Raw genomic sequence first — 11,724 nt, forward strand, 5'->3', positions numbered from 1 at the left:
GGTAGAGGGATTGCATATAGGCGATTTGTCTATCAAGGTCATCTCGCTGTTTTGAGGAACTAACCCGACAGTAGCAAATAGTGGGAGTTCTAATTGAATCGCCCCTGATGTATGATTCGACATCGTACAATCTTTGTCCTGCCGGGTTTTTAATGCTTTTGATTTTCCCCTCATCTGCATATCTCCTCAAGGTATTTGGATGCAATCCCAGAAATTCGACCGCTTTTCTAAGTGGTATGTATGCCATAGGGAAAGTATAGCATTAGTTAGTATTAGTTGGCAAATATTTAACTAGCTAATTTCCCTCTGCTCATCGGTTGGTGAGCGTAGCCGTTCACAAAGTGTGGCTAACGCCACACCACTGCTCCCTACCCTCTTAGTTAGTATTTTTGTACTAAAATTTTAATAGAGTAATCTGTGGTTGTCAAGGGAGAAGGGAGAGATACTGATACAAAAATTTACAATTTAGGGAAACATAAACAAAATCAAAATGAATGTATCATTGGCATGATTTATAATATACTAGACTTTGTTATACACTTGCAAAACTAATGTATACCAGTGAATTAGCTAAATATTCTGTAAGAGCGGACATTGGACAAACCAGCCGTATCTTTATAGTGGAAGACGAAGAACTGATTCGGGAAATGTTAGTTCTCGCTCTGGAAGAAGAAGGATATGAGGTAATTACCGCTAGAGATGGCCGAGCAGCGATAGAATATCTGAAAAGTTGTGAAAATAATCCTGAAGAATTATCTTTGGACCTGGTGGTATTAGATTTAATGTTACCGCAAATCAATGGTCTAGATATTTGCCGTTTTCTGCGTCATCAAGGCAACTCTGTACCAATTTTAATGATAAGTGCTAAAGGTAGCGAAACTGACCGGGTACTGGGCTTAGAAGTGGGTGCTGATGACTATTTGACTAAACCATTTAGTATGCGGGAATTAGTGGCACGGTGTCGGGCTTTACTCCGCCGTCAGCGTTTAATTACATTGCCACAAGTTCCTATACTCAAACACAAGGATATAACCTTAAATGCCCAAGAATGTCGGGTAATGGTGCGGGGAGAAGAGGCAAATTTATCTCCGAAGGAATTTCGCCTGTTAGAATTATTTATGAGTTATACCCGTCGGGTATGGTCACGGGAACAGTTGTTAGACCAAATATGGGGGCCTGATTTTGTTGGGGATAGCAAAACTGTTGATGTTCATATCCGTTGGTTACGGGAAAAGCTGGAGGAAGATCCCAGTCATCCAGAGTATATTGTCACTGTTAGAGGTTTTGGCTACAGATTTGGTTAATTGTTGAAGATAGTTGCTAATTTTGAGTAATCACAAAGCAACTAAGGACTTTAATGTTTTTATTGGGATTTTTGCTAGGTTTACTTGTCGGCCTTGGTTTTTGGGTTTGGCAACAAGTCCATCTTAACTGGTATGTAGAGCGGTTACTACAACCTGCTAGTTCTCGTTTTCGTAAAATTACTAATGTTCAACTGCTGTTAAGACCTCGTTTACGCCGCGAAATATCTATGGTGAATAAGCAGTACCAAGAATTGCAGCAATCATTATCTATGTATAAAGAATTGCTCGATTTTGCCCCACTGGGATATTTACAGGTAGACGAAGAAAATCAACTATTATGGTGCAATCAGCAAGCACGGAAAATTTTATATCTTCAAAGATGGCAACCAGGGCAGGTGCGTTTGTTGCTAGAGTTGGTGCGATCCTATGAGTTAGACCAGTTAATTGAACAAACTCGTGATTGGCAAAAACCCCAGGTGCAAGAATGGGTATTTCATCCTGCTTGTGAGGATGCTAAGGTGATGACAGAGGTAAAGTCTATGTTTCTGCGGGCTTCAACCTTACCCTTAGCTACGGGTCAAGTGGGGGTATTTTTGGAAAATTGTCAGGCTGTGCTAGATTTGAAACAAGAACGCGATCGCTCTTTTTCCGATTTAGCCCATGAACTCCGTACTCCTCTCACTGCTATTCGTCTGGTGGTAGAAACTTTGCAAAGCCGTTTAGAACCACCTTTAGACCGTTGGGTTAATAGGCTGATGCACGAAGTTGATCGGCTGATTAATTTGGTACAAAGCTGGTTAGAATTGACGCAAATGGAAAATAACCCCACCATGGAGTTAAATTTAGAAATGGTGGAAATGCGATCGCTAATTATGTCCGCCTGGGAAACCCTAGAACCAATTGCCCAAGGTCAATCTTTAAACATGATCTATTCTGGTCTAGAAAACATCTATATTCAGGCAGATAAATCTCGACTGTACCAAGTATTTATTAACTTAATAGATAATAGCATCAAATATAGTCCCAATGGTACTACTATTCTCATTGAAACTAAAATAATTTCTACTGATAACGGTCAAATATTGGAAATCAATATCATTGACTCTGGTGCTGGTTTTGCTGTTGCAGACTTACCCCATGTATTTGAAAGATTTTATCGCGGAGATAAAGCTCGTTACCGTTCACCAGTCAATGAAGCAAATTCCCCCACCGGAATTGCAGGTACTGGTTTAGGTTTAGCTATTGTCCAGCAAATAATCATTGCCCACGGTGGTTTAATTAAGGCCATGAACCATAGAGAAACCGGAGGTGCTTGGATACAAATTCAGTTACCTCAAATCATGACAAACTCGCCTAATCAAGATTATAATCAAGGAAATATATAATTATACTTTTTTTATATGACAAGTGTGAAAACTGTATTTTATACACCCAATTCTGAAATACAGCCTATAGAACGTTCTATTAGGCGTTTAGAAAGGGATTTGTTACGCATGGGCGCTTTAGTAGAACAATCTTTTCGTCTCAGCCACCAAGCCTTATTTAATGGGGACTTAATGGCAGCCGAACAAATACCCCGATTAGACAAAAAAATTGATCGCTTTTATAGACAAATAGAATTAGATTGTACCGCCATTATTATCCGTCAAAGACCCAAAGAAAAAGATTTGCGTTGTTTAAGTGCTTTTATGCAACTAGTTCGAGATTTAGAACGTATTGGCGACTATGCCCAAGATTTAGCGGAAATTGCCATTAAACTGTTTCCTTATCCTCAACATAGTTCTTTGCCAGAGATAGCGGTTATGTCTCAACACGCCCAAGCTATGTTAGCAAATTGCTTAGTTGCTTTGGCGGACTTAGATGAAACCAGTGGACAAAGAATGAAGCAGTTAGATGATGCTGTAGATAATGCTTATGAACGTCTTTATCAAACCTTTGCTCACCAAGAAAATTTTCCCGGAGTCATTGAACCAATTCTGCTGTTAACTTTAGCAATTCGTTGTTTAGAACGCATGGCAGACCACGCTACCAATATAGCTCAACGAGTTACATATATTGTGACCGGTCAAAGAAATTAGGGTGATGAGTAAATGCTGGTGGGCATTGCCCACCCTACTATGACCAAAAATATGGGATACAAGCCCCGTCCTAGAAGTAAAAATAAAATTTTTTTCAAAAAAACTTATTTAAAATCGTATTTAGATAAATAGAACTTATAACTTGTGTAAAAGCCCAGTTTTTGGTAGATGTTGTAAATTCTGATTCTGAAAATATTTGACAATAAATAATTAATATTCAGGGTTTTAGTCTGCCATGAAAAGTGAAGATTGTCAACGGGTAAAAATATTTCTGCAAAAGTGGAAAGGTTCTCAGGGGAACGAGAGAGCAAATTATCAGGGTTTCTTTTTAGAACTTTGTGATGCTTTGGGGGTAGAGCGTCCATTACCTAAAGGTAGTATAGCTGGCGATCGCTATTGTTTTGATAAAGACATCAAAATTTTTAACAAAGATGGAGTTACGACAAACTTTGCAGACTTCTACAAAGAAGGACATTTTTTAATTGAAGCTAAACAAGGGGGAAATGCTGCTAAACGGGGTACTGCTAAACGAGGGACAAAAACCTATGATATCGCAATGGAAAAAGCTTTTTATCAAGCTCAAAGTTATACACCTTTTCTACCAAGTAAACCTCCCTTTTTAATTACCTGTGATATTGGTTCACATTTTGAAATGTGGATGAGTTTTAGTGGTAACTATGGTGGTTATGGTGCGCGGGAAAAAATTGATCTTGATCAGCTTTTAAACGAGAAAGTATTTAATCGCTTTGTTGCTATATTTAATGATCCGCAAAGTTTAAACCCAGAAAAATATCGAGCGCGGGTAACAAGAGAAGTTGCGGATACCTTAGCTAAATTAGCGCGGTGGTTAGAAAAACAAGGACACGAACCCAAAGAAGTCGCTAATTTCCTCATGCGCTGCATTTTCACCATGTTTGCGGAAGATGTAAAATTATTGCCAGGAGAAGTTTTTACTAAAGCATTAAAAGAACGTTGGTTGGTTGAACCCAAGACATTTAAAACCCAGATTGAAAGACTGTGGAAAGTGATGAATACTGGGGGAGAATTTAACTTTGATGAAATTCCCCAATTTAACGGCAGCTTTTTTGCTCATGCAACTGCTTTTGATTTACCGAAAGAACAGTTAGAAGTGCTGTATGAAGCTGCAAATAAAGATTGGACTGAGGTAGAACCGGCGATTTTTGGGACATTATTAGAACGAGCTTTAGATAGTAAAGAACGGAAAAGTTTAGGAGCGCATTACACACCTCGATCCTATGTTGAGCGGTTGGTGCGTCCCGTAGTTATAGAACCTTTACGGTCAGAATGGTTATTAGTGGAATCGGAGGTTAATCGCTTTTTAACTCTCAAAGAAACACAGCAAAAACCGACAAAAGTACAAATAGAAAAAGCTGAATATGAAATTAGGGCATTTTTAGATAAATTACAACAAATTCGGATTCTTGATCCTGCTTGTGGTTCGGGTAATTTTTTATATGTAACATTAGATTTATTAAAGACATTGGAACAGGAAGTACAGACGCGGTTACTGGATATTTTGGGAGAAGTAACAACGAATTTATTAGAGGAATTTGATCCGCGTTTAGCAGGAAGAAAACAGGTAAACCCGGCGCAATTTTTAGGGATTGAAATTAATCCTAGAGCGGCCGCTATTGCAGAGTTAGTAATTTGGATTGGTTATTTACAATGGCATTTTAAACGCTATGGAAGTACACCACCACCAGAACCGATTTTACAGGATTTTCATAATATTGAATTTCGGGATGCGGTGTTAGATTATGATGGGAAGGAGTTAGATATTGATATTAAAACGGGTCAGGTAAAAACTCGCTGGGGTGGAAAAATGATCAAGCATCCTGTGACGGGTGAAGATGTTCCTGATGCGAGTGATCAAATTCCTATTTATCGTTATCTTCATCCTCGTCCTGCTATATGGCCAGATGCAGATTATATTGTTTCTAATCCTCCTTTTATTGGTAATGCACGAATGAGGGATAGATTAGGTGATGGATATACAGAAACGCTACGTCAAGTTTATCCAGATGTACCTGATACTGTAGATTTTGTAATGTATTGGTGGCATAAAGCGGCTGATTTAACCAGAACAAATAGTAAATTTAAGACATTTGGGTTTATTACTACTAATAGCATTAGTCAAGTTAGACAAAGAAAAGTAATTGAATTTCACCAAAATCAAAAAAATCCAATTCGGTTATTTTTCGCTATTCCTGATCATCCTTGGACAGATGAAGGTGCAGCCGTAAATATTGCTATGACTGCGGGTGAATTAGATACTTTGCAAAGTTCAAATGTTGCTCATTTAGCAAATGTGATTTGTGAAAATACAGGAGAAACACCAGAAGATTTAGCAGAAAAAGTTGATATTCAATGGCGAAATGTAGGATTAATTTTTAGTAATCTTAAAACAGGTTCGGATATTGGAAAATGCCAAAAAATAAAAGCTAATTTGCAACTATCTTGCCCAGGTATGAAAATGACAGGAGCAGGATTTTTGTTAACAAAACAAGAAGCTATAGATTTAGGATTTAATGAATTAAATAATAAAGTACCAGTTATTAAAAAATATCTTCATGGACGAGATATTACTGATAAAGCGAGAGGTTTATATACAATAGACCTTTTTGGTTTATCAATTGAAGAAGTTCAAAGGTTATATCCTAATGTTTATCAATGGATATATGAAAGAGTTAAGCCTGAACGGGATATGAACAACCGTAAAGCATTGCGTGATAATTGGTGGATTTATGGGGAAGCTAGAGCTACTCTTAGACCGGCATTAAAAGATTTAAAACGATATATAGTTACTGTTGAAACAGCGAAGCATCGTGTTTTTATATTTTTAAATTATGATGTTATACCTGATAATAGACTAATTGCGATAGCTTTTGATGATGCTTATTATTTAGGTATTTTATCCAGTCAAGTTCATATTATTTGGGCATTAGCAGCAGGTGGAAGATTAGAAGATAGACCTATTTATACAAAAACAAAATGCTTTGACCCTTTCCCTTTTCCAAATCCTACACCAGAACAAAAACAGAAAATCCGAGAATTAGGAGAAAGATTAGACTCCCACCGTAAACGAGTACAAACACAACATCCCGAAATCACAATTACGGGAATGTATAACCTGCTAGAAAAACTCCGCAAAGGAGAAACATTTACCGAAGCAGATAAAACATATAATAATAAAGCCTTAGTTTCCACCCTCAAACAAATTCATGATGAATTAGATCACGCTGTTTTTGATGCTTATGAATGGCAAGATTTAAAAGAACATCAAAAAACAAAAGCCGAAATTGAGGAAATAATTTTATCAAGATTAGTCGCGCTCAATGCTGAACGTGCAGAAGAAGAACGTAACGGAATAATTCGCTGGTTGCGTCCTGAATATCAAGCACCATACGAAGTTACCCAACAACTACTAACGGAAGTGATGGAAACAGAAGAAACCGTGATTATTCCCACGGAACAAAAAACTTTTCCCAAACAACCAAAAGACCAACTTGCAACTATCCGTGACTTACTCCGCACCAATACTAACGAGTGGACTGTGGAACAAATTGCTGCTCAATTCAAAAATGGTGGAAAATATAAAAATACTATTACCGAAAATCTGGAGAGATTAGAATGGTTTGGGATTTTAATGTGTCGAGAAATAGGAGAAAGTAAACATTGGCAATATGTGGAAATATAGTAGAATGTCTGATAGCGAAGCGTGGCGTTAGCCATATCAGGATTGACAGGATTTCAGGATTGACAAGACTTACACGTCAGATATCAAGAATAAGCTGTTGTGCATTTAATTTGTATAATTCTTGCGGGCAAGATGCCCGCACTACAAGAAATAACAACATTAGGATTATTGGATCTAGCTGCGTAACAGCTTATTGTCGTAAAACCAAGCTCTTGCAATCCAAGAACGTTCCGCCACGCTCCAAAACTCAACTTCAGGGGTTTTGCTGCCTAGTCTCTTATAAGTCCGATATGATTGGTTAATCTAAAAAAACAAGCCCCTGTAAGGTTTTTCAACTCTACAGGGGTTCTGTTTTTATATTTGGTGGCGGGAAGTGGATTTGAACCACTGACCTTCGGGTTATGAGCCCGACGAGCTACCAGGCTGCTCTATCCCGCGTCGCTTTTGTCGCTTGTCTCTCGACTCCTTTAATATAACGCGAAGTCAAAAGTTTGTCAACTATAAAAGCGATAATTCTCCAATTACTTCCAAACGTTTGTATTTCCCGAGATTCATAAACTTCTCAGAGAGGCTTTGGGCAATACTGGGACTGATCCAGCCCATTTGTTGGAGGATGTGAATAGCTACGGCATATTTAGCCCTTTTTGCGCCATCCATGACTTTAATTGCTAATCCCATCCCTTCCCCAAGGCGGCCAATACATTGTATTCCTTCCGCACCAGATTTACTCACCAGGTCGCCAGGAGTAAGACGCATTAATTCTGTGTCAAATTGCCCTTCTCCAGCTACCATAACGGGATGATGGTTCATGGCGCGGACAATGCGTTCCATATCCAAGCTATTACTCGAAGCTAAAACAGCATATAAAGCAGCCATTTGACTGAGTTGCATCAGGTATGTGGGTGCGCCACAGTCATCATGGGCGGTGAGAAATTCTTCGGCTGGCATTCGTAACAATTCTGCCACTTTGGTGATAATTAACTGTTGAACCGGGTGTTTACGATCCAAATAGGTAGTTAATGGCCAATGGCGTTGTTGACAAACAGCTAACATTCCCGCGTGTTTACCAGAACAGTTATATTCTAGAGGACTACGTTTATCCGAGGGTATGGGGCAATGTAGGGCATTAACATCTATATCTGCTTGCCAGAGGATATTAAATACCTGTCTTACCTGTTCCATACTACCTTGATGAGAACTGGTGATAATAGCTAAGTCCCGATCGCTCAAATCATAGCGTTCTAATGTGCCTGTGCTGGTAACAGCTAGGGCTTGAAATGGTTTCAGGGCAGAACGGACAAATGCGGCTGTTTCTGCGTTACCGGCAACAGAAAGCACCCGTCCCCGGTCGTCGCTAACAACAGCCTGGACTATATGCCGAGATTCGATAATACCTTCCCGCAGCAACCGGACTTCCAGGGCTGTGGCTTGAGTTCTTTTTCCCATTGTCATGGGTTTATATATATTCTGTGAATTTTTCAGTTGTCGGTGTTTGGTTGTCAATTGTCCGTTGTTTTACTAATAACGAATGACTCATGAACAATGACTATTTACAAGAAATGCCAAACTATAGCACCAATTAGATACAGAAGAGCAATTATACCAAAGCTAATTTGTAAGCGCTGGAGAATTGGTTTGATGTCGTAGGTGACAATTAGGCGATCGCGGTTGATTACTTCTTGGGGTTTTGTCCAAGTTTGCCCGTCGTACCAACCAGATTCTTCATAGAATACGGTGGGACTGTTGAGGCGATCGCGCACATAGAACCAACCTAAGTATAACTGCACCAATACCAAAATTACATTTACACTAGCACCAGCAGATCCACAAAGGAGGAAATTAAATATCTGTTTTTGTGGAGGAAAACTCGCTGCTGCCACAGGCCCAGCTACTAACCACGACCAAGCCCAAATCCAAAACATTTTCTTGGCGTAGTTACCCCAGCTTAGGGTACTATCCCTAAATAGCCAGGCAGTTTTTAACTCTTCGTACTCATTTAGTGGTTGTTGTTCCGTGGGAACTGGGCAATTCTCAAGGGAGGATCGGATCATAAGTCAGTTAACCCCCAATGTGATCGGAGTTTGGTAGAGAAACACGTTCCGCGTGACCCCAGAACGCTTCTAAATTATAAAACTCCCTTTCCCTTGGCATCATGATGTGGACAATAACATCACCATAATCTTGTAGTACCCAAGTACCTTCAGTTTTGCCTTCTGTTCTTAGGGGTCGTCGTTGCCAATCTATTTCTACTTGTCCTTCAATAGCATCAGCGATCGCTCTAACTTGTACCTTAGAATAACCTGTCATCATTACAAAGTAATCAGACAGGTAGGAAATCTCTTCTACTTTTAGTAATATAATTTCCCCTGCTTTCCGGTCTAAAGCCGCTTCGACAATAGCTAAGGCTAAGTTTTCACTTGTATCTTCTGTGTCAGTTTTAGGTCCGTTCACAGCGTTTTTTGTCAATGATAAATTTACTGGCAAAGATTCAGTCATTCAACCTCAGATGTTTTTCCTTTTGCAAGCAACTACTTGTTCAAGTGTATAAATAACTAATACCAATTTTACATGAAGCTGCTTATGTTTACCCGCCGGCCTCGCCCTCCCTTCTTACAAGGGGGGACTATAGGGAGGTATTTTTGTGTGCATTTTCATACAGAATTGGTATAACAAATAATTGAACTGCAATTGTGTGAATATGTTTTTTTAAATAGTAACATATCCTACATTGCAACAGCAGTCAGAATTTAGGAGTCAGGAGGAGGATTAACGAAAGCCGGGGAGCAGGGGCGCAAGATAGTAGTATTAGGGTATAGGTTCACAGTTTCCATGGCCGACAATTATTAATTGCTGGATAAAAATAAAAGATGATATCAGGGGAAATTAAAAGTCAAGTCGATAAAATCTGGGATGCTTTCTGGTCTGGTGGTATTTCCAACCCCCTAGAAGTAATTGAACAAATTACCTACCTGTTATTCTTGCGTCGTCTGGATGATCTGCATACCTTAGCAGAAAACAAAGCTACCAAACTCAAAAAGCCGATGGAACGGCGCATTTTCCCAGAGGGGGATTATGTATTAGAAAAATCCGAGTCGGGAGAACCTCTAAAAAAACGCCCCTATGATCATTTGCGTTGGTCGCGGTTTCAGCATTTCGCAGCGCCAGAAATGTATGTTTTGGTAAATGACTTTGTTTTTCCGTTTTTACGGACTTTAGGTGGTGATGACTCAACCTACGCCCACCACATGAAAGATGCTCGTTTTACCATTCCCACCCCGGCGCTACTTGCTAAAGTGGTGGACTTAATCGCTAATATCCCGATGGATGACAGGGACACCAAAGGCGACCTGTATGAGTATATGTTAAGTAAAATTGCCGCCGCCGGACAAAATGGGCAATTTAGAACACCGCGCCATATTATTGGGCTAATGGTGGAACTGACAGCACCCAAACCAGGGGATGTAATTTGTGATCCTGCTAGTGGAACCTGTGGCTTTTTGGTGAGTGCTAATGAATACCTACGTCAACATCACCCCCAGGTCTTAACAGATGTCAAGCTGAAAGCACATTTTCACCAGCAGATGTTTCACGGGTTTGATTTTGACAATACTATGCTGCGAATTGGCAGTATGAATATGCTCCTGCATGGTGTAGAAAATCCTGATGTTAGATATAAAGATTCCTTAGCACAGGAACACGCAGATGATGAGGAAACCTATACTTTATTATTGGCTAATCCTCCCTTTGCTGGTTCTTTAGACTATGAAAATACAGCTAAGGATTTATTAGAAATAGTTAAAACTAAGAAAACAGAGTTATTATTTTTAGCTTTATTTTTAAGACTGCTGAAACCAGGGGGTAGGGCGGCGGTAATTGTCCCTGATGGGGTGCTGTTTGGGTCTTCTAAAGCACATAAAGAACTGCGGCGGTTGTTGGTAGAGGAACAAAAGCTAGATGGGGTCATATCCCTCCCTGGGGGTGTGTTTAAGCCCTATGCGGGAGTTTCCACGGCGATTTTACTCTTTACTAAAACCAATTCGGGAGGAACTGATTTTGTTTGGTTCTATGATGTCAATGCCGATGGTTTGAGTTTAGACGATAAAAGAACGCCTTTGTTAACTGAGGATAAACTTGGATCTGTGCCGGCTGTGCAGTTAACCCCGGAGGAACATAGTAAAAATAACTTACCTGATGTTTTAGCACGGTGGCAGCTACGTAATACTACAGAACGAGAACGCCTCCGCACATCTCAAAGCTTCTGTGTCCCAAAGACGGATATTGCGGCTCAAGGTTATGATTTAAGTCTTAATCGTTACAAAGAAGTGGTACATGAGGAGGTAGACCATTTACCACCCCAGGACATTCTGGCTAATTTAGCCAAGTTAGAGTTAGAAATTCAACAGGGTATGGAGAAATTAGCGGGGTTGTTAGGGTAACGCTCCCTAAGGAACGTTCCCTGAGCGAAGCTTGTACTGAGCGAAGCCGAAGTGTCGAACAACGTTCCCTGAGCGAAGCTTATACTGAGCGAAGCCGAAGTGCCGAAAGTCGTTCCCTGAGCGAAGCTTGTACTGAGCGAAGCCGAAGTGCCGAAAGTCGTTCCCTGAGCGAAGTCGAAGGGAACATT

9 protein-coding genes and 1 tRNA gene are annotated in these 11,724 nt (G+C 39.9%); 5 read left to right on the forward strand and 5 right to left on the reverse strand.

Annotated features, from left to right (window positions below):
* Positions 1-247, reverse strand: a 247-nt coding sequence (locus CUN59_RS05965; protein WP_133164002.1) for a MerR family DNA-binding transcriptional regulator, incomplete at its 3' end; no start/stop codon positions are given.
* A 304-nt stretch (positions 248-551) separates the two neighbouring features.
* Between CUN59_RS05965 and CUN59_RS05970 the strand changes: the two genes are divergently transcribed.
* From CUN59_RS05970 to CUN59_RS21920, 4 genes are all read left to right on the forward strand, one after another.
* Positions 552-1,304: a winged helix-turn-helix domain-containing protein gene (locus CUN59_RS05970; protein ID WP_104386978.1), complete on the forward strand. Its 753-nt coding sequence runs from the start codon at positions 552-554 to the stop codon at positions 1,302-1,304.
* Positions 1,305-1,357: 53 nt separating this feature from the next.
* Positions 1,358-2,689 carry a sensor histidine kinase gene (locus tag CUN59_RS05975; protein WP_104386979.1) on the forward strand — a complete coding sequence of 444 codons (1,332 nt, stop codon included), beginning with the start codon at positions 1,358-1,360 and terminating at the stop codon, positions 2,687-2,689.
* 24 nt (positions 2,690-2,713) lie between these two features.
* Complete coding sequence (phoU, locus tag CUN59_RS05980; protein ID WP_104387001.1) at positions 2,714-3,382, forward strand: phosphate signaling complex protein PhoU; 669 nt, start codon at positions 2,714-2,716, stop codon at positions 3,380-3,382.
* Positions 3,383-3,617: 235 nt separating this feature from the next.
* Complete coding sequence (locus CUN59_RS21920; protein WP_104386980.1) at positions 3,618-7,100, forward strand: class I SAM-dependent DNA methyltransferase; 3,483 nt, start codon at positions 3,618-3,620, stop codon at positions 7,098-7,100.
* A gap of 361 nt (positions 7,101-7,461) precedes the next feature.
* On the opposite strand, the gene CUN59_RS05990 is transcribed toward CUN59_RS21920, so the two are convergent.
* From CUN59_RS05990 to rsfS, 4 genes are all read right to left on the reverse strand, one after another.
* Positions 7,462-7,538: transfer RNA gene (locus tag CUN59_RS05990), tRNA-Met, on the reverse strand.
* A 60-nt stretch (positions 7,539-7,598) separates the two neighbouring features.
* A complete protein-coding gene (locus tag CUN59_RS05995) occupies positions 7,599-8,552 on the reverse strand; it encodes an asparaginase (RefSeq protein ID WP_104386981.1) in 954 nt (317 codons plus the stop codon).
* A gap of 98 nt (positions 8,553-8,650) precedes the next feature.
* Entirely contained in the window at positions 8,651-9,151 is a 501-nt protein-coding gene (locus CUN59_RS06000) for a CGLD27 family protein (RefSeq protein ID WP_104386982.1), read from the reverse strand.
* A gap of 7 nt (positions 9,152-9,158) precedes the next feature.
* Complete coding sequence (gene rsfS / locus CUN59_RS06005; protein WP_104386983.1) at positions 9,159-9,596, reverse strand: ribosome silencing factor; 438 nt, start codon at positions 9,594-9,596, stop codon at positions 9,159-9,161.
* Positions 9,597-9,967: 371 nt separating this feature from the next.
* Here rsfS and CUN59_RS06010 point away from each other — a divergent pair, with 371 nt between their 5' ends.
* A complete protein-coding gene (locus tag CUN59_RS06010) occupies positions 9,968-11,536 on the forward strand; it encodes a class I SAM-dependent DNA methyltransferase (RefSeq protein WP_104386984.1) in 1,569 nt (522 codons plus the stop codon).
* Positions 11,537-11,724 lie beyond the last annotated feature (188 nt).

Origin of the sequence: Cuspidothrix issatschenkoi CHARLIE-1 (assembly GCF_002934005.1) — a bacterium.
Lineage (GTDB): Bacteria > Cyanobacteriota > Cyanobacteriia > Cyanobacteriales > Nostocaceae > Cuspidothrix > Cuspidothrix issatschenkoi.

Coding starts and splice junctions, on each gene's coding strand:
- rsfS (WP_104386983.1), bottom strand. CDS start 9,596: ATGACTGAATCTTTGCCAGTAAATTTATCATTGACAAAAAACGCTGTG.
- CUN59_RS05975 (WP_104386979.1), top strand. CDS start 1,358: ATGTTTTTATTGGGATTTTTGCTAGGTTTACTTGTCGGCCTTGGTTTT.
- CUN59_RS21920 (WP_104386980.1), top strand. CDS start 3,618: ATGAAAAGTGAAGATTGTCAACGGGTAAAAATATTTCTGCAAAAGTGG.
- CUN59_RS06010 (WP_104386984.1), top strand. CDS start 9,968: ATGATATCAGGGGAAATTAAAAGTCAAGTCGATAAAATCTGGGATGCT.
- CUN59_RS05970 (WP_104386978.1), top strand. CDS start 552: ATGTATACCAGTGAATTAGCTAAATATTCTGTAAGAGCGGACATTGGA.
- CUN59_RS06000 (WP_104386982.1), bottom strand. CDS start 9,151: ATGATCCGATCCTCCCTTGAGAATTGCCCAGTTCCCACGGAACAACAA.
- CUN59_RS05995 (WP_104386981.1), bottom strand. CDS start 8,552: ATGACAATGGGAAAAAGAACTCAAGCCACAGCCCTGGAAGTCCGGTTG.